The sequence below is a fragment of the Streptococcus oralis Uo5 genome (genome assembly GCF_000253155.1).
GTDB lineage: Bacteria > Bacillota > Bacilli > Lactobacillales > Streptococcaceae > Streptococcus > Streptococcus oralis_L.
The window spans coordinates 856,553-875,519 of record NC_015291.1; the positions used below are offsets into that span (position 1 = coordinate 856,553).

The window sequence follows — 18,967 nt, forward strand, 5'->3', positions numbered from 1 at the left end:
TCTGTTAAAATAGTGATATTCATAATTTTAAAAACCAAAGAAAAGAGACTAATATGATTACAGGCGAATTAAAAAAATAAAATTGATCAGCTGTGGGAAATGCTGTGGACTGAAGGAAATGCAAATCCTCTAACAAATATTGAACAATTGACTTATCTTCTGTTTATGAAGGATTTGGATAGTGTCGAACTTGGACGCGAAAGCGATGCTGAGTTTCTAGGGATTTCTTATGAGGGAATTTTTCCAAAAGACAAACCTGAATACCGTTGGTCAACCTTTAAAAATATAGGAGATGCTCAGGAAGTTTATCGATTAATGACTCAGGAGATTTTTCCATTTATTAAGAATCTTAAGGGTGATACTGACGATACAGCTTTTTCACGTTATATGCGAGAAGCTATCTTTCAAATTAATAAACCAGCTACATTGCAAAAGGTTATTTCTATATTAGACGAATTTCCAACTAGAGGTTCAGATATAGATTTTGATAGTGACACACAGGGAGTGAATGATATTGGAGACATCTATGAATATCTACTATCAAAATTGTCAACAGCAGGTAAAAATGGACAGTTTCGTACGCCTCGTCACATCATCGATATGATGGTTGAGTTGATGCAACCAACTATCAAAGATATCATCTCAGATCCTGCTATGGGGTCTGCTGGTTTCTTAGTCTCTGCTAGCCGTTACTTAAAGCGTAAGAAAGATGAATGGGAAACCAATCCAGATAATATCAACCATTTTCATAACAATATGTTTCATGGAAATGATACGGATACAACTATGCTGAGACTTGGTGCAATGAACATGATGCTGCATGGAGTGGAAAATCCCCAAATTAGTTATCTTGACTCACTATCTCAAGATAATGAAGAAGCAGATAAGTACACTTTGGTTTTAGCAAATCCTCCATTTAAGGGATCACTTGACTACGATTCAACTTCAAATGATCTTCTTGCGACTGTAAAAACAAAAAAAACAGAATTACTTTTCCTTGCTCTTTTCTTGCGTACATTGAAACCAGGGGGACGTGCAGCGGTTATCGTACCTGACGGTGTCCTCTTTGGTTCTTCTAAAGCCCATAAAGGAATTCGTCAAGAAATTGTTGAGAATCATAAATTAGATGCTGTAATCTCAATGCCAAGTGGCGTTTTCAAACCTTATGCTGGAGTCTCAACTGCCATTCTCATCTTTACAAAAACTGGAAATGGCGGCACGGACAAGGTCTGGTTTTATGATATGAAAGCAGATGGTTTAAGTTTGGATGATAAACGACAACCGATCAGTGATAATGATATTCCAGATATTACTCAACGTTTCCATCAACTTGACAACGAAGCAGAACGTAAGAGAACAGACCAGTCTTTCTTTGTTCCAGTCGATGAGATAAAGGATAATGATTATGATTTATCGATCAATAAATACAAAGAAATTGAGTATGAAAGAGTTGAGTATGAACCAACAGAAGTCATCTTAAAGAAAATTAATGATCTAGAAAAAGAAATTCAAGCTGGCTTGGCAGAGTTAGAAGAATTACTCAAGTAGGGAGATGGATGTATGAAAAAAGTGAAGTTGGGGGAAGTTTGTGATATTTTATCTGGTTATGCTTTTAAATCATCACAATTTAACGATAAAAAAATTGGTCTCCCCTTAATACGAATTCGAGATGTAGAAAGAGGTTTTTCTGATACCTACTTTGAAGGAGCCTATCCCGAAGAATATCTTATTAAAAATGGAGATTTATTGATTACAATGGATGGCAGTTTTATATTGAAAAAATGGGAGGGGGATTTAGCGCTACTTAATCAACGTGTCTGTAAAATTAAAATTATGAATAAAAGTGTAGATGAAGGTTACATATCTTGGTTGATTCCTAAATTCTTGAAAGAAATTGAAGATAAGACGCCTTTTGTTACAGTAAAACATCTTTCAGTAGCTAAAATTAAAGATATCTCATTTTTCTTGCCTGATATACAAGAACAGAAGATAATATCAAAGAAACTGGATACTATAAGGCAGATTTATAATTTTCGTAAAAAACAGTCAGAGAAATATAACGAGCTCGTCAAATCCCGATATTTCGAGGAGGTGGTTGCGTGAAATTAATTGATGTGTGTAAACCTAAACAGTGGAAAACCATTTCAACTAATGAATTAGTTAAAGATGGATATCCAGTTTTTGGTGCAAATGGGATAATCGGTTACTTTTCTGATTATAATCACGAGAAACCTACACTTTGTATAACTTGTCGTGGTGCGACTTGTGGTACAGTAAATAAATCACTGCCCTATTCTTACGTTACTGGAAACTCTATGGCACTTGATGACTTAGATGAATCAGTAATCATGATAGATTTTTTATATTACTTTCTTCAATATCGTGGTTTTAATGATGTTATAACTGGATCAGCACAACCACAAATTACCAGACAATCTTTAAGTAAGATTATAATACCTGATTTTGACATAACAATTCAAAAAGAGATCGCTCAGACTATTTATGATTTAGAACACCTAATCTTAATTCGAAACAAACAAATAGAGAAACTTGCCGACCTTGTAAAATCCCGATTTAACGAGATGTTTGGGGATATTTTCGAAAATCCACAGTCTAAATTAGAAGACCACACTGAGTTAAATCCGAATAAAAGGGAAGAGCTACTAAACTTTAATGGAGATGTTTCGTTTATACCAATGGCAAACGTTAGTGAAAATGGGAAAATTAATTTATCTATTAATCGAAATATTGATGATGTTCGAAAAGGGTTTACTTTTTTTAAGGATAATGATGTAATTGTTGCAAAAATTACACCATGTTTTGAAAATGGGAAAGGTGCCCCATTATTTGGGCTATTGAATGGTATAGGGTTTGGTTCAACTGAATTTCATGTTCTTAGACCCAAGAACACAGTTAATACAGTATGGTTATACCATGTAACAATGCTCTCGGAATTTAGACGTGAAGGTGAGAGAAAGATGACAGGAAGCGGAGGACAGAGAAGAATTCCTAAGGATTTCATTAGCAATTTCAAATTAAATATCCCCCCTCTTTCCCTCCAAAACGAATTCGCAGAATTTGTAGCTCAGGTCGACAAATCACAATTGGCAATTCAAAAATCTCTGGAAGAATTGGAAACATTGAAAAAATCACTTATGCAGGAGTATTTCGGTTAAGATTCTAGATGAAATAGCAGTTTTACACTATCATTGTAATTACCGTAATTATTTGTTATAATACTTCAAAGGAGGAAATCAGATGGTCGTAAAAACAAGAAAACAAGGAAATTCAATCACTATTACGATTCCAAGCGAGTTCAATATTCCAAGTGGTGTTAAATACGAAGCAAAATTGTTACCAAGTGGCGAAATTATCTTTACTCCTGAAGAATTGGATCATCAGGTCTCTTATGTTTCTGATGATGCCTTTAACTTAAAATTGGATACAATTTTTGATGAATACGACGATGTTTTCAAAGCTTTGGTGGAAAAATGACAGTCTATCTAACAGAAAAGCAAATTGAAAAAATCAATGCTTTAGCAATTCAACGGTATTCTCCAAATGAGCAAATTCAAACAGTTAGTCCCTCAGCGTTAAATATGATTGTGAACTTACCAGAACAATTTGTTTTTGGCAAACCTCTTTATCCAACAATTTTTGATAAAGCAACAATATTATTTGTCCAATTGATAAAGAAGCATGTCTTTGCCAACGCCAATAAACGAACAGCTTTCTTTGTTTTGGTGAAGTTTTTACAATTAAATGGTTATCACTTTGCTGTTTCCGTGGAAGAAGCGGTTGATATGTGTGTGACTATAGCGGTAGAAGCTTTAACTGATGAAAAAATGATAAGCTATTCTAAATGGGTTTCTGAACATTCTGTCAGAGAAAAAATAAGCTAGTATGTTGGATTTGAATGAGTATTAGAAAATAAACAGACAATATTAGAATTCTGAAATGCAGAAACTGATATTGTCTCTTTTTATTGATGAGTAATAATGAAAGTGAGAATTTATGGAATCAAAAGTTACAATTATCATACAAGAAATGTTACCCTTTTTAAACAATGAACAATTACTAGCATTGCGAGAGAGTTTAGAACGCCATCTAGTGGATGGAAAAAAGAAGCAGAAGCATTCGAATAATAATCTGTTGCAATTATTCATCACTGCTAAGCAGGTGGAGGGCTGTAGCGCAAAAACAATACGTTATTATCAGAGAACAATTGAAAATTTATTTCATCATATTAAGGAGTCTGTGACACAACTGACAACAGATGATTTAAGGAGTTATTTAGCAAATTATCAGTCTGAAAAGGACTGTAGTAAGGCGAATTTGGATAATATTCGGCGTATATTGTCCTCTTTTTTTGCTTGGCTTGAGCAAGAGGAATATATCATCAAGAATCCTATTCGAAGGATTAAAAAAATTAAAACAGAACAAACTGTGAAAGAAACTTATACGGATGAACATCTCGAAATTATGAGAGATAATTGTGAAAATTTAAGAGATTTGGCAATGATTGACCTACTAGCATCAACAGGTATGCGTGTAGGAGAACTGGTCCAGTTGAATCGTTCTGATATTGATTTTGAAAACAGAGAGTGCGTTGTTTTCGGAAAAGGGAAAAAAGAAAGACCCGTATATTTTGATGCTCGTACGAAAATCCATTTAAGAAACTATCTCAATGATAGAAAAGATAGTCATCCAGCTCTTTTTGTAACGCTACTTGGAAAAGCTCAGAGACTTGGAATTGCTGGTGTCGAGATTCGATTGAGAAAGTTAGGACAAAAACTTGGAATACAAAAGGTTCATCCACATAAATTCAGAAGAACCCTAGCGACTAAGGCTATTGATAAAGGAATGCCTATTGAACAAGTCCAAAAACTACTTGGTCACAGCAAAATTGATACAACCCTGGCCTATGCCATGGTTAACCAAAGCAATGTCAAACATTCACACCAAAAATTCATCTCTTAACCGCAAATCCCGATTTAACGAGATGTTTGGGGATCCTGTTTTTAATGAAATGAGATGGAGAAGATGTAAGTTAAAGGATATATCAGTAGAAAAATTGGCTTACGGATCAGGGGCATCAGCAATTGACTTTTCAGGATTAAGATATATTCGTATAACTGATATTGATGAATGTGGAAACTTAAAACCTGACAAAAAATCACCTAATCATTATGAAGAGAAATATTTATTAAACACTGGGGATATATTATTCGCTCGAAGCGGAGCTACAGTTGGAAAAACTTTTTTATATTCGAAAGAGAAGTATGGTCCAGCACTATTTGCGGGATACTTGATTAGACTAATTCCTAATCTTTCATTAGTAAACCCTGTTTTCGTTTATCACTTTACAAATACAAAGTTCTATAAAGAATTTATTGCTAAAGTTCAGAATACAGTTGCACAACCAAATATCAATGCAAAACAATATAGTGAATTAGATTTCATCCTCCCCCCTCTAGCCCTCCAAAACGAATTCGCAGACTTTGTGGCTCAGGTCGACAAATCACAATTTGCTTGTGGGATAGTTATAAAACTGTGGAGAAATAGCTTAAAATCTAGTATAATATAGCTATCTATTTATTCAAAGTGAGAGAAAAATGGGAAATTTTGATTTTCTTTTAAATAACGAAGAGTATGAATCTTTTTCAAAGCCTTGTATAGAGGCTGAGAATATGATCGCGACATCAACTGTAGCTACTGCTTTTATGGCACGCCGTGCTTTGGAGCAGGCTGTTCATTGGATATATAGTCACGATTCATATTTAGAAGCTCCCTATCGTGCTACCTTATCTTCTTTGGTATGGGATGATGATTTTAGAGAGATTGTGGATCCTGAGCTCCATAGGCAGATTGTTCTTTTAATTCGATGGGGAAATCATGCTGCACATGGTGGAGAAATTAAGGAACGAGAAGCGATTTTGGCTTTGCATCATTTGTATCAGTTTGTCAATTTTATCGATTATTGCTACAGTAACGAGTTTGTGGAGCGTTATTTCGACGAGCAGTTATTGCCACTTTCAGCAAACATCAAGTTTCGAGAAACGCCACAAACTATGGCGAAATTACAAAACAGTTTGCCAGATCTTCCTGATTTTGATGAACAGATGGCTAGTCAGTCCTTGGCTGTTCAAGAGACTTATACTGAAAAACGTGAAACAGCAGCTCTACGGCAAGATGTATCTTTCCATATCGATCAACTATCTGAAGCAGAGACAAGAAAACTCTTTATAGATATCGATCTCCGTTTAGCAGGTTGGACATTTGAGGAAAACTGTCGTGTTGAGGTAGCCGTTCATGGTTTGAAGCATGGTACAGGAACTGGATACTGTGACTATGTCCTTTATGGCAAAAATGGGAAAGTTCTAGCAATTGTTGAAGCTAAAAAGGCATCTGTGAATCCAGAAGTAGGGGAGGTGCAGGTCAAGGAATATGCTGAAGCTCTTGAGAAACAAATCGGCTATCGGCCAATTTGCTTTATTACCAATGGTTTAAAGCACTACATACTTGATGGTGTTAATCGTCGCCAGATTGCAGGGTTCTACTCTCAAGAAGAGTTGCAACTTTTGATGGACAGACGTCACTTGCAAAAACCACTCGAGGATATTTCTAGCAAAATTAGGGACGACATTTCTGGACGTTATTATCAGAAACATGCGATTACAAGTGTCTGTGAAGCATTCTCCAATAATCGGAGACAGGCACTCTTGGTCATGGCAACTGGGTCTGGGAAAACCCGTACAGCAGTTTCCCTAGTTGATATCCTTTCGCGTCATAACTGGGTAAAAAATGTTCTTTTTTTAGCTGATAGAACTTCCCTAGTTAAGCAAGCTTATGATTCGTTTAGGAAATTACTTCCAGATCTTTCAGTTTGTAATTTCTTAGAGGATAAAGATAGTGCTCGATCTAGTCGTATGGTTTTTTCAACTTATTCGACTATGATAGGAGCGATCAGTGATCAAGAAGAAGTAAATCAACGCCCCTTCACTGTTGGGCACTTTGATCTCATCATAATTGACGAGTCTCACCGTTCTATTTATCAGAAATACAAATCAATTTTTGATTATTTTGATGCAAGGATTGTAGGATTAACTGCCACTCCGCGTCAAGATTTGGATAAAAATACCTATAGTTTTTTTAACTTGGAGAATGGTGTTCCAACATACGCATACGATTTGGAAGAGGCTGTAAAAGATGGTTATTTAGTAGCTTATCATTCGATTGAAACTAAGTTAAAACTACCAACGGATGGTCTGCATTACGATGATTTATCCCAAGATGAAAAAGAATATTTTGATAGCCAATTTGAAGATGGTAGTTCTGAGAAAGATATTGATCCTGAGGATTTTAATACCTCTATTTTCAATAGAAAAACAGTAGAAATTGTTCTAGATGAACTAATGACAAGGGGAATTCAGACAGCTTCAGGTGACGAAATTGGTAAAACCATTATCTTTGCTAAGAACCATCGACACGCTGAATACATCAGAGATATTTTTAACGAACGCTATCCTGAAAAAGGAAGCGATTATGCTCAAGTGATTGATTATAGCATTAAACATTATCAAACCTTAATTGATGATTTTAAAATTAAGGAGAAGCCCCCTCAAATCGCAATTTCTGTTGATATGTTGGATACAGGTATTGATGTACCTGAGGTTGTTAATTTAATCTTTTTCAAGAAAGTGCGCTCTAAAACCAAGTTTTGGCAGATGATTGGCCGTGGAACCCGTCTTTGTAAAGATTTATTTGGCCCTGAGCAGGATAAGGAAAATTTCTTGGTATTTGATTATGGCGATAATTTTGAATATTTCAAAGCTGATCCAAGAGAAGGAGATGGTCGTCACATTGTTTCTCTGACTCAACGTTTGTTTAACATCAAGGTGGACTTGATTCGAGAATTGCAGGGACTTCATTATCAAGATAATCAGTTTGCTAGAGAATACCGTCAACAACTCGTAACAGAACTTCACGGACGTATGGTGAGCTTAAATGAGTTAGACTTTAGGGTTCGTATGGTCTTAGATACAGTTTATACTTACAGAAAGTTGGAAAATTGGCAAAATCTAACGACCGTTACAAGTGAAACAATCCAGAAAAATCTTTCTCCTCTTCTTTTTGAAGAAAATAAAGGGGATGAGATGGCGAGACGATTTGATTTATGGTTGTTTCAGATACAGTTAGGACAACTGTTGGCTAAGCCAGCAACTGCCCATATATCTCAAGTTATGAAAACAGCTAAAGCTCTTGCCAGGGTTGGCAATATATCACAAGTTTTTGCACAGGCTGAAATTATCAGGAAAGTACAAGAACCTGAATTTTGGGAAGAAGTTAGTTTGTCTGAACTTGAAAAAATCCGCCTTTCTCTAAGAGATTTATTGCAATTCTTAGATAAAACGAGCCGAAAAGTCTATTATGTCAATTTTGATGATCACATTCTTTCCACTGTCCATGATACTAAGCCATATTTACAAGTCAATGACCTGCGATCTTATAATGAAAAAGTTGAACATTATTTGAAAACTCATCTAGATGATGAAGCAATTTCTAAGTTATACCATAATGAAAAATTGACCTCTCAAGATTTACTTGCACTTGAAACATTGCTATGGGAAAAATTAGGTAGCAAGTCAGATTACCAACAACATTATGAAAATAAGGCAATTCCTAGATTGGTTCGTGAGATTATTGGTTTAGATAGAGAGGCTGCCAATCAAGTTTTTTCTAAATTTTTATCGGATGAGAGTCTCAATGCCAAGCAGATTTCCTTTGTGAAATTGATTGTAGATTACATTGTAGAGAATGGTTGCTTGGAGACCAAAGTTTTAACACAAGAACCGTTTAAATCGTATGGTTCAGTTCAACTACTCTTTCAACACCAACTCCCTATACTTCGTAATATTGTCCAAACAATTGAACTCATTAATGATCGAGCTGGAGAAGCAGCATAAATAATAAGAGGTTATAAATGCAAACGCAAGAAGAAATGAATGTTCTGGTACCGGAAAAATTAGCAGAAATTGAGCGTGATTTCGATGTCAAAGTTTTGTGGGCTATTGAGTCTGGTAGTCGTGCTTGGGGATTTGAGTCTCCTGATAGTGACTTTGATGTGCGATTTATCTACAAACACAAGCAGGATTTTTATCTCCGTTTGAATGAACAGCGTGATGTTATCGAGCTACCAATTGACGATACTTGGGACGTGAGTGGCTGGGATTTAGACAAGACTTTAAAACTCCTTTATAAGTCTAATCCTACACTATTTGAATGGTTACAGTCACCAATTGTTTATCAACAAACGGATTTTATTGAGCGCATACGTCCACTTGCCAACCAGTATTTTTCTGAGAAAAAAATGCTCCACCATTACTTGAACACTGCAAGAACTCAAACAAATAAGTATCTTTCAGGAGACAAGGTCAAACCTAAAAAGTATTTCTATGCGCTGCGTCCTATTTTAGCCTGTCGCTGGATTGAAAAATACCATTCTGTTCCACCGATTTTGTTTGATGATTTGGTCAAAGAATTACTTCCGTCTCAAATGCAGGAGCATGTTTCAAGATTGCTAGACATTAAGATAAATGGGCCTGAAGGTATGGAAATTGATCCGATAATGCCAATTCAAGATTATATTTTAGATAATATCCAAGAACTGGATACTTACGTTCAAAGTGTTACAGAGAAAAAGAAAGACTGGAAAACTCTCAATCAATTTTTCCTTGAAGAATTAGGGCATGACTGAGGTTGTTTATGGGGAAATGGACATGTAAATGCGGGCACGCAATGAACAACCATAGAGCGCCTGATCCAAATGCTTATTCAGTTTATTCGGATGAGTTGTTTGAAGAAATCATAAATAAAGCTGACGACCATAATAAAATTTCTTATAATGATATTTCTGAAGCTTCCTTTTATATGTGGAAGTGCCCTGAGTGTGGTAGTTTCATGGTTTTTGGTGAAGACGGGGATGGAGACCGCTTTACTTTTTATGAACGCCAAGAAGTAGAAAAGGTAGAGCCTCTCTTTGATCCAGATCAAGAGTTAAATCTTGTTGTGGTTGAGTTTCAGGAGGGAGGGAATGGCTATACTTATATCTGCGATGAACCAAATATCCATATTGGGCACGCTGTTATTGTCCCAGTAGGGAAGGAAAATACTGAAAAAACTGCTTTAGTTGTACAGAAGTATCATGCCTTACCAAAGGATATCACTTTTCTGTTGAAATGTTAAAACGTGTCATTCGTAGGTATTCACATTTCGACCCAATCACTTCGAAAAACGTTTTTAGAAATTTAAAAAAGTTAGGAAGAATTCTAGATGTTTGCTCTAAAAACGCTAACCCCAACTCTCAGCAAACATATTATAGTATCAAAACTCCTTTAGTATATTTCTGGTTAGAATTAAATGGAGTTCCGATTCCAATGAAAATCACACAGATTCAAGTCAAAGATAAAAAATACCAAGTTGATAGCGCCCTTTATATAAAACCTTCAGAGATTAACTGTAGAAGATTCTATGAACTGGAATTATGTGCAGATTTTGATATTGATGCTTCTAGATGGATTGATGTTCTCTCTGATGAAAACGTTTGGGGAAATACTTGGGAACTAAATGGTTTTCAATTTGGTATTACTGCAGGGGAGTCTCCAGAATTTGAAGACGAAGTTGTAGCAAGAAAGTATAGTCGTGTCCCACTTTATTATGACTGGCACCCTGAATTTGAAGATTATTATGGCTTCAGTTTAGCTTGGAAAAAATACGAGTCTGATAGCGATTTGTCAATAGATTTCTATACAACGTAAGATGCAGGAGAAAATGTATGAATAAAGCATGGGATTTATTGTTTGAGGGTAAGATTAATGAGGCTAAAAAATTAGTTGAAGCTGATTTTTTATTGGAAACTTGCACAGATTTTAGTTTGTTAAATTTGATGGGGTATATTTATCTTGAAGAGCAAAAATACAACGAGTGCTTAAGTATCTATCAGCGTTACATTGACTTAGCACGAACTAAAAGTGACCCAGAAAATGAACATATAGGCTATCATCAGTTAGCCATGGTTTATCGTGAAATGAATGAATTTCAAACGGCACTTTTCTATATCGAAAGAGAGCAAAAAGTCATTGAAGAAGCTTTTACAGAGGATACCCTCAAATCTTCTGTTAACAATTATGAGCAAGGTTATTTACGATTAAAGCTAGGGAAAGTAGCAGAAGCATTCATGTATATGGAACAGTCCTTAAAACAAGCTTTGCAAACAGATGATTTGATTGCCCAAGCTTGTGCTTATAGAGGTTTAGGAGAGATTGGTTCGATACAAAATCCTGAAGAATCACATGAAAATTTTTTACAAGCTATCGCTCTTTTTGAAAAGGCAGGCGATCAGATTGGTGCTCAAGAGGTTAGAAAATTGCTAAATAATAAAAAGTAGCCTGCAAAGGCTACTTTTTATTAAAACACGCGATATACATAAGGATTTTCTGGTTTGTCTACTTTTGTGAAACTCTCAACCTCCAGTGTTGGGAGTTTTTGTTTGAGTTCTTTATGGTAATGGAGGGTCAGGGTTCCTCTAGCGGTAATCCAGGTATTATCAGGATACTGGCGTGAGTTCCCCTTTGTCAAGAGTCCATATACACCAGAATCGGCTATACAGTGGATGATTCCAAAGCGAAAGAGGAACTGGCTATCTTCATGGCTAGGATCGTTATAGACGAAGCCTGTAAACTCGATTTTCTTTCCTTCAAACTCTTGAGGGTAGTCATAGAGAACTTCCATGACTTCCATATAGTTTTCATCAGTGATGTGAATGGTTTGCTGGGAGAGGTATTTATCAGCTGTAGTCCTCATTTCCTTTTCATAAGCAGATTTGGAAAAATAGGTGCTGGTATCGGGTTTGAGGTATTGACTGGATGTGCCTTCACTTGCCTGAATAGCTGTGTTGATTCCCTCAGCAAGTGGGAAATGGTATCCCTTAGCAGATACAGTTCTCGAGTCCAAACTTACTGTCGGAAAGGCAACTCCAATCAAGAGAGGTAGTGACAGTAAAAGGATGCTGATTCGTCTAGATCGACGACTTTCAAAATGGCTGTGAGAGTTGATTTTCTTGATCCAGATATAGAATTGGACCAGAGCCAACAGAAGAGAAAGGACCATAGAGATATAGACTAGATAGGAATAGTGGAGATTGATGTATTGACTGAGCTTGCCAGATAGCTGCAGATACAGAGTTAGGGCAAAATAACCCAGTAAAATGAGAAATCGGATCATAGCATCACTCCTATCATGTAAGAATAAAGCAAGACAAGCACTGTCACGATGCCCATGAATTGCCAGATGAAGCGCGCTTTGAGATAGTGTTTCATCATGAGGAGATTTTTGATATCAAGCATGGGGCCAATGACCAGAAAAGCAAGGACTGGCGCTAGGCCGAAGCTCGAGAGGAGAGAAGCACCGATAAAGGCGTCCGCCTCGCTACAAAGAGAGAGGAGAAAGGCTAGAAACATGAGCAAGAGAATCGCAAGGACTGGACTTGCGCTGATAGAGGTCAAGATCTGAGTCGGGACATAGACCTGCACGATAGCCGCAAAGAGACAGCCAAAGACCAAGTAACGCCCCATATCGAAAAACTCGTCAATAGCCTGTATAAAGACCTGAAAGACCTTTCTAGCAGGACTCAAGTGTGAAAAGTCATGTTCGTGACAAGTAATAGAATTCTCTTTTTGAATGGGTTCCTTCCAGAAAAATCCTAGGAAAATCCCCAGAATCAAAGCAATCACAATAGCTCCCAGAGCTCGCAAGAAGGCAAGTTTTATTGAATTGCCAAAGGCAGAATATGTGGCTAAAAGAACGATAGGATTGATAATGGGAGCAGTCACCAGAAAAGGAACGGCCGTGTAGCTGGGCACTTTCTTTTCCAAAAAACGATTGATAATCGGAACGATTCCACATTCGCAAGAAGGAAAGAGAAAGCCAATGAAGGTACCAAAAAAGATCCTCCCCCAACGATTGCGAGGAAGAAACTCATAAACTTTATCAGGTGTGATATAGACCTCAATCAACCCCGAAATGAGACTCCCAATCAGGACAAAAGGAAGGGCTTCAATCATGATGGAGAGAAAAATAGCTCCCGCTTGTAATACACTAGGAGGAAGAGATTGGAAAACAGTCATCTATTTTTTCTTCTCAACTTTTTCTTTTTTATCTTTGTCATCTGGGAAAGTGACCTGTGTTAAGTCAGGAAGTTTTGCGAATTCTTCAAACATCTTGTCCAAATCATCCGTTTTTGTAAATTTAACAGCCATGGGCCTACCTCTTTTCTATATTCTATCTCTATTATACTATTATTTTGTGGAAAAGGGATTATTTTGATAATCAAAGAGGTAAAAAAGGGTAGGACGAAACAAGGGCTGTCCCTTATGGTATAATATCCATACCTCTGATACTTTCTTTGAGTAGTTAGCCAAACTTTTTGTTCAGTAATATACCTATTTGCTGATTAATTTCTATTGTGGTGTTAATTTCATAAACTTCAGTGTGTTTGATGAACTACTCAAAACTTATTACCGCAAAATCAATAACGCCGTTTTTAGCGGTTAGATTGTTAATAAACACTGGTAAGTTGATTGCTGTTAGGCATCCTATAAATTCGGTGCAGATCCATTTTGGTATCAATGCCCAAAAGTTTTGTTGGTTGATTTTATTGCCAAGTTTGACTAATTCTGTTTAACGTTATAGTCGTTCATAATTTCTTTATTAATTAATTTATTAATACTCGAGAAGGATTACTCTGTTTGTTAAGGAAATCAAGCTTTTTTTATGTAAGATTTACAGTCTGGAAATAAATCTCCAAATTCGAATTGAAAGAGTATCTTGAGGAGAAAAATCCGATATATGGGCAGACAATGGTGTTTTAGAGTGTGGATTATTGGGGAAAGTATATTACAGGCTAAAAGGTTGATTGCTATCTTCAAAGATTTTACTTCATCTGAATACTCAAGCAGACAAGTGCATCTTAGGAATTTTATCGTTACTTGAATCATGAAACATCTGAAATTTTTTTCATCAACTTGCTTCCATTCTAACTTAAAATTATTAAAAAGAGATAGCTTGATTCTTTCTCTAGTTTTTTGAAGAAATTGGAAGTTCGTAAGCAACAAGAAGATTGTGAGAACTGACTCAAAATATGCTATAATAGAATCAGAAAAATTTGAAAAACCCGAAGGGTACCCTTCCTTTATTATATTCATAATAAAGGAAGGGTACCCTTCCTTTATTATATTCATAATAAAGGAATCCTATCAGTCCTTCGCTAAATTATAACTGAAAGGTAAACTTTATATGAAACAAGAACTGGAACACCTTCTGGCACAAAATGACACCTTTATGGTGGAAGGTGTGATCAATAAGAATAAATTAGCAGTGCTTGCAAGACAATATAATCCTGAACTTCTTAATATCTTGATGAGTGATGAAAAAATCTCTAATCACTTCTTTTCTAAGCTGGAGACAGGTATTCTCGTCTTTAAGAAGGATGTCTTTTTACAGTTTCTCAACAACAAGGAGTTCTTACCAGATAGCTTTACCGCGTATAAAACTAAAATTGGGTTAGCGACAGGTGAGAAGTACCTGTCTGAAAACAATGATGTTGTATTGAATTTTCCATACAAAGATTGCATACTTGAGGGTGGACAGACTAAGGATGATGCTAAACGTCAAGAGATTTTCTTTAACGAAACGCTTGCACCAACGGAAATTAATCGTTTACTGGATGATAAGGTTTTGACCAACTTTAAACGCTATGACGAAACTGGCGAGCATAACGTGGAAGAGATAAAAGATACTGATAATCTTATCATTAAAGGGAATAATCTTATCGCTTTGCATAGTTTGAAAAAACGCTTTGCTGGAAAAGTTAAGTTGATTTATATTGATGTTCCTTACAATACAGGGAATGATAGTTTCAGATATAATGATAGTTTTAATCATTCATCGTGGTTAACTTTTATGAAAAATAGATTAATAATTTCAAAAAAGCTACTGTCAATAGATGGCTTAATATTTGTACAATGCGATGATAATGAACAAGCATACTTAAAAGTTATGATGGATGAGATTTTTGGTAGTGAAAATTTTATAAATTGTATTGCTGTAAAAATGAGTGAAGCAAGTGGTGTAAAAATGAATCACGCTAAATCTAGAATGCCTAAACTAAAAGAATATATTTTATTGTACAAAAAAGAAGGTTTTAGAGAATTCAATGAAATAGATAAGTATCGAGTAGATACTTGGGATAATGAAAATAATATATTTTTGGAGAATTTTTCTATTACTGATAGGCAAAGATTAATAGATATTGAAACTCAGGATGAAAATAGTGATGAAGAAGTGTTTGAAGCTAACGAAATACTTAGAGATGTTATAAAAGTGTCTTTATCTGATAAGATAAAGGAGATGAACTTTAAAGACGAGGATGATAAAAACAATTGGTTGTTTGAAAACAGTTATAGAATCGTCAAAACTGCAGGCTCTTCTGGTTATGCTAAGATTGTTAAGTCTTTAGAAAGTATACCAGACCAACAATTGGCTTCAGCACTGTCTAAGAAAAAAACAATTTTTTATTATATTACAGAATTTAACCGAGAAACGAAGCAACCACGGCTACAAGTTATTTTTGCAGATTCGAATATTTTCAAAAATCCATGCGATTTTTGGCAAGATATAAAAACAACAGGAGCGATAGCAAACGAAGGAGGAGTTCAATTACCTAATGGCAAAAAGCCTGAAAAACTTCTTCAGCGAATAATAAAAATGTCAACAAAGGAATCAGATGTAGTTCTCGACTATCATTTGGGGAGTGGAACAACAGCTGCAGTTGCTCACAAGATGAACCGTCAGTATATTGGTATTGAGCAGATGGATTATATTGAAGAACTAGTTGTTAATCGTCTCAAAAATGTAATTAATGGTGAGCAAACGGGAATCTCAAAAGATGTCAATTGGACTGGTGGTGGAAGTTTTGTCTATGCTGAATTGAAAAACGATGCTCAAGACTTCAAAAATGCCATTATCCAAGCGATAACGACAGAAGAATTATTAGAACTGTTTGAGCTTGCGAAAAAATCTTCCTTCTTATCTTATCGCATTGACCCTAAAAAACTGAAAGCAAATGAATTCGAAAAGCTTTCCTTAGCAGAACAAAAGCAAATTATGTTTGAGATTATTGATAATAACAATCTTTACGTGAATTACTCGGATATTGACGATATTGATTACGGGATTTCCGCTCAAGATAAAAAGCTCAATCATGCTTTCTACGGAAAGGAACAGTAAGCTATGACTTTCATTTACGAAACTTATGATACGGTCAGTCGGTCAGGCTTCAAAAACTTTCGAGTAGATTTGCCAGATTACATTACTAAAAACCTGAAACACTCTTTGCGTCTTTATCAAGAGGAAGCGATTGGACGCTATTTATACTATAAATCAGATGAAAATCGTGCGATTCCAGAGCAAGTCCTCTACAATATGGCGACTGGTTCTGGGAAGACGCTTTTGATGGCGGCGGTTATCTTGGAAAAGTACCAGCAAGGCGAGCGAAACTTCATCTTCTTTGTCAATAACGACAATATTCTTACCAAAACCAAGGATAATTTCTTGGTGAGCTCTTCTGGTAAGTACCTTTTTGCGGACAAGATTGTCATGGACGGGCAAATCGTGACAGTTCGTGAAGTGATGGATTTTTCAGATAGTCGTGAAGATAGTATCAATATCGTTTTCACCACCATCCAAAAACTCCACCAAGACCTGAATACGCCACGAGAAAATCGTCTGTCTTATGAGCAGTTCAAGGATATTTCTGTTGTCATGTTGGCGGATGAAGCCCATCACTTGAATGCTGGATTGGATACAAACGAGAAAAAAGACAACACTAGCTGGACGTCTACCATTGAAGCTATCCAGAACACCGCTAAAAAATCCAGTATTTTTGAGTTTACGGCAACGATTGACCTAACAAATCCAACCTTAGCTCAAAAGTACGAAAAATCCTTACTTTTCAAATATGATTTGAAGGAATTTCGACTGGATAAATATTCAAAAGATGTTCTCTTTCATCTGGTGGATGGCGAAATCAATAATCGTATGTTGCAGGCTATTATCATCAGCCAATATCGCAAGAAAATAGCGCTAAAAAATGGCATCAATCTGAAACCTTTGGTTATGTTCAAATCGCAGAAGATTGCTGAGAGCCAAGAAAACTTAGATGCTTTTTTAAGCTTGCTCGAAAATCTTACTCCAGCAGATATTCAAGCGCAACGTGAGCTTGTTTCAGAAATGGATGAAAAATCCAGTATCTTAAAAAAAGTGTTTGCTTACTTCGAGACAGTTGGCATTTCTGATGCTGACTTGATTGCAGAGCTTCAGGAAGATTTTCGAAAAGAACGTCTGCTATTAGTGGACGGGAAAAACAAGAACAAAGACAGACTCACTCTCCTCAATACCTTGGAACAACCAACAAATGAAATCCGTGCGATCTTTGCCGTGGATATGCTTAATGAAGGCTGGGACGTTCTCAATCTTTTCGATATCGTCCGTCTTTATGACACCCGTGATGGTAAGACTACAAAAAACGGATTTGTCGCTGGGAAAACCACCAATACCGAGAAGCAGTTGATTGGCCGTGGTGCTCGTTATTATCCTTTTGTGATTGGAGATAATTTTGATGAAAAATACACTCGAAAGTTTGATGAGAATGAAAACAACGAACTTCGAGTGATTGAACAACTTCATTATCATTCTGCGAACAACCCTCGCTATATTTCAGAACTCAAGCAAGTCTTGCGCGAATCTGGGATTTATGATGACCAAAATCTGGAAGAACGTGAGCTCAAACTTAAGGAGTCTTTCAAGAAAACTCGAACCTACACAGATGGCGTCGTTTGGATGAATAAACGCCTCTCTTATGAGCAGCTACTTGAACAACGTCAAGGAAGTCTATTTGATACGAATTTCATCCCCAAATCTTTCGAAGTCAAACTCCCAACCCACGGTGTGCGAGATATTGAGGCATTTGATGAAGGAAATTATGTTTCGGAATCATTAGAGGCGATTACCTTCAAATTCGGCAAAGTTATCAGCAACAATATTGTCAGAACGGCTATCAATCGCAATAAAAAGTTCTCGTTCGATAATCTACAGAGAGCCTTTGTAGGATTGTCAAATGTTGTTGGATTTATCAATATGCTTTCAGATATTGATATGCGAGTGGAGTCTCAGTACAAACTAGTGGAGGATTTAACTCCAGACGATAAACTATACATCACGGAAAAACTTCTCCATCACATTGAAAAAGATTTAATTGCGACCGAAGAGCGATACTTTGGTTCTGAAAAATTTGAACAGTATAAGATCAAAGACTTGTTCGCAGATACTATCCTGCGTAAATACACCATTCAATCTGGTAGCGATAAAGAAATGGGACTATCGCAAAAAGATCCGAATAATAGAATTTATGTCAATTTAGATGCGCTAGATTGGTATGCTTATGATGACAATTATGGAACGAATGAAGAAAAATACTTAATTAAGGCTCTCCAAGATGTCATGGCAGACCTAGAAGAAAAATGGACGGATATTTACTTGCTTCGAAATGAAAAAGCCGTGCGGATTTATAGCTTCGATAAAGGGCGAGCCTTTGAGCCAGACTTTCTGATGTTTGCGAACGACAAGAAGACTGGTAATGCTTCATGGCAGATTTTCATCGAGCCAAAGGGAGCTCAATTAATTGCGACAGATAGCTGGAAAGAAGATTTCTTGCTACAAATCTCTGAGCTAGATGAGGCGAGAACGCTAGTTGATGATGATCGTTATCGTATTGTAGGTTTGCCGTTCTTCAATGAGATGATAAGTAAGGACGAGGTCAAGGAACAACTACGGACACTTTAATACATATCTT

13 protein-coding genes and 3 pseudogenes are annotated in these 18,967 nt (G+C 36.3%); 13 read left to right on the forward strand and 3 right to left on the reverse strand.

The features are described 5' to 3' along the window. Positions 1–53 precede the first annotated feature (53 nt). The 11 genes and pseudogenes from SOR_RS04325 to SOR_RS04375 all read left to right on the forward strand — a co-directional run bounded on the left by SOR_RS04325 (position 54) and on the right by SOR_RS04375 (position 11,446). Positions 54–1,548 (forward strand): annotated as a pseudogene (locus SOR_RS04325) (type I restriction-modification system subunit M). 12 nt (positions 1,549–1,560) lie between these two features. Further along, positions 1,561–2,088: pseudogene (locus SOR_RS10460) on the forward strand (restriction endonuclease subunit S); the annotation flags it as partial. An 11-nt stretch (positions 2,089–2,099) separates the two neighbouring features. Further along, positions 2,100–3,176 carry a restriction endonuclease subunit S gene (locus SOR_RS10465; protein WP_000766526.1) on the forward strand — a complete coding sequence of 359 codons (1,077 nt, stop codon included), beginning with the start codon at positions 2,100–2,102 and terminating at the stop codon, positions 3,174–3,176. Positions 3,177–3,258: 82 nt separating this feature from the next. Beyond that, positions 3,259–3,495: an AbrB family transcriptional regulator gene (locus SOR_RS04340; protein WP_000260600.1), complete on the forward strand. Its 237-nt coding sequence runs from the start codon at positions 3,259–3,261 to the stop codon at positions 3,493–3,495. Continuing rightward, complete coding sequence (locus tag SOR_RS04345; RefSeq protein ID WP_000219496.1) at positions 3,492–3,902, forward strand: type II toxin-antitoxin system death-on-curing family toxin; 411 nt, start codon at positions 3,492–3,494, stop codon at positions 3,900–3,902. The genes SOR_RS04340 and SOR_RS04345 overlap by 4 nt, the downstream gene beginning before the upstream one ends. Before the next feature lie 112 nt (positions 3,903–4,014). Further along, the gene (gene xerA / locus SOR_RS04350; protein ID WP_000444451.1) at positions 4,015–4,980 is read left to right on the forward strand and encodes a site-specific tyrosine recombinase/integron integrase; all 966 of its coding nucleotides are present in this window, start codon (positions 4,015–4,017) and stop codon (positions 4,978–4,980) included. Then, positions 4,925–5,587: a restriction endonuclease subunit S gene (locus tag SOR_RS04355; protein ID WP_080568302.1), complete on the forward strand. Its 663-nt coding sequence runs from the start codon at positions 4,925–4,927 to the stop codon at positions 5,585–5,587. Before xerA ends, SOR_RS04355 begins: the two co-directional genes overlap by 56 nt. 28 nt (positions 5,588–5,615) lie before the next feature. Further along, entirely contained in the window at positions 5,616–8,966 is a 3,351-nt protein-coding gene (locus tag SOR_RS04360; protein ID WP_000526248.1) for a DEAD/DEAH box helicase family protein, read from the forward strand. Positions 8,967–8,983: 17 nt separating this feature from the next. Next, positions 8,984–9,757, forward strand: coding sequence for a nucleotidyltransferase domain-containing protein (locus SOR_RS04365; protein WP_001194455.1), 774 nt, complete (start codon positions 8,984–8,986; stop codon positions 9,755–9,757). A gap of 8 nt (positions 9,758–9,765) precedes the next feature. Further along, positions 9,766–10,817 (forward strand): annotated as a pseudogene (locus SOR_RS10330) (hypothetical protein). Between the two features lie 17 nt (positions 10,818–10,834). Beyond that, complete coding sequence (locus SOR_RS04375; RefSeq protein WP_001030548.1) at positions 10,835–11,446, forward strand: tetratricopeptide repeat protein; 612 nt, start codon at positions 10,835–10,837, stop codon at positions 11,444–11,446. 20 nt (positions 11,447–11,466) lie between these two features. Here the strand turns inward: SOR_RS04375 and SOR_RS04380 are convergent, their stop codons facing one another. Genes SOR_RS04380 through SOR_RS10405 form a run of 3 tightly spaced genes read right to left on the reverse strand, consistent with a single transcriptional unit; the run spans position 11,467 to position 13,316 of the window. Further along, a complete protein-coding gene (locus SOR_RS04380) occupies positions 11,467–12,282 on the reverse strand; it encodes a TIGR03943 family putative permease subunit (RefSeq protein ID WP_000617819.1) in 816 nt (271 codons plus the stop codon). Further along, positions 12,279–13,184 (reverse strand): permease, encoded by a 906-nt coding sequence (locus tag SOR_RS04385; protein WP_000215683.1) that lies wholly within the window; start codon positions 13,182–13,184, stop codon positions 12,279–12,281. The genes SOR_RS04380 and SOR_RS04385 overlap by 4 nt, the downstream gene beginning before the upstream one ends. Continuing rightward, complete coding sequence (locus SOR_RS10405; protein WP_000268696.1) at positions 13,185–13,316, reverse strand: SPJ_0845 family protein; 132 nt, start codon at positions 13,314–13,316, stop codon at positions 13,185–13,187. Positions 13,317–14,352: 1,036 nt separating this feature from the next. Here SOR_RS10405 and SOR_RS04400 point away from each other — a divergent pair. After that, on the forward strand, positions 14,353–16,344 hold the full coding sequence (locus tag SOR_RS04400) for a DNA methyltransferase (RefSeq protein ID WP_000806988.1): 1,992 nt from the start codon (positions 14,353–14,355) through the stop codon (positions 16,342–16,344). 3 nt (positions 16,345–16,347) lie between these two features. Further along, positions 16,348–18,957, forward strand: a complete 2,610-nt coding sequence (locus tag SOR_RS04405) for a DEAD/DEAH box helicase family protein (RefSeq protein WP_000142845.1) — start codon at positions 16,348–16,350, stop codon at positions 18,955–18,957. Positions 18,958–18,967 lie beyond the last annotated feature (10 nt).

Bases quoted from the DNA above. Each gene is read 5' to 3' on its own strand.
- SOR_RS04340 (WP_000260600.1), top strand. From the start codon at position 3,259: ATGGTCGTAAAAACAAGAAAACAAGGAAATTCAATCACTATTACGATT.
- SOR_RS04380 (WP_000617819.1), bottom strand. From the start codon at position 12,282: ATGATCCGATTTCTCATTTTACTGGGTTATTTTGCCCTAACTCTGTAT.
- SOR_RS04375 (WP_001030548.1), top strand. From the start codon at position 10,835: ATGAATAAAGCATGGGATTTATTGTTTGAGGGTAAGATTAATGAGGCT.
- SOR_RS04355 (WP_080568302.1), top strand. From the start codon at position 4,925: ATGCCATGGTTAACCAAAGCAATGTCAAACATTCACACCAAAAATTCA.
- SOR_RS04385 (WP_000215683.1), bottom strand. From the start codon at position 13,184: ATGACTGTTTTCCAATCTCTTCCTCCTAGTGTATTACAAGCGGGAGCT.
- SOR_RS04365 (WP_001194455.1), top strand. From the start codon at position 8,984: ATGCAAACGCAAGAAGAAATGAATGTTCTGGTACCGGAAAAATTAGCA.
- SOR_RS04405 (WP_000142845.1), top strand. From the start codon at position 16,348: ATGACTTTCATTTACGAAACTTATGATACGGTCAGTCGGTCAGGCTTC.
- SOR_RS04360 (WP_000526248.1), top strand. From the start codon at position 5,616: ATGGGAAATTTTGATTTTCTTTTAAATAACGAAGAGTATGAATCTTTT.
- SOR_RS10405 (WP_000268696.1), bottom strand. From the start codon at position 13,316: ATGGCTGTTAAATTTACAAAAACGGATGATTTGGACAAGATGTTTGAA.
- xerA (WP_000444451.1), top strand. From the start codon at position 4,015: ATGGAATCAAAAGTTACAATTATCATACAAGAAATGTTACCCTTTTTA.
- SOR_RS04400 (WP_000806988.1), top strand. From the start codon at position 14,353: ATGAAACAAGAACTGGAACACCTTCTGGCACAAAATGACACCTTTATG.
- SOR_RS04345 (WP_000219496.1), top strand. From the start codon at position 3,492: ATGACAGTCTATCTAACAGAAAAGCAAATTGAAAAAATCAATGCTTTA.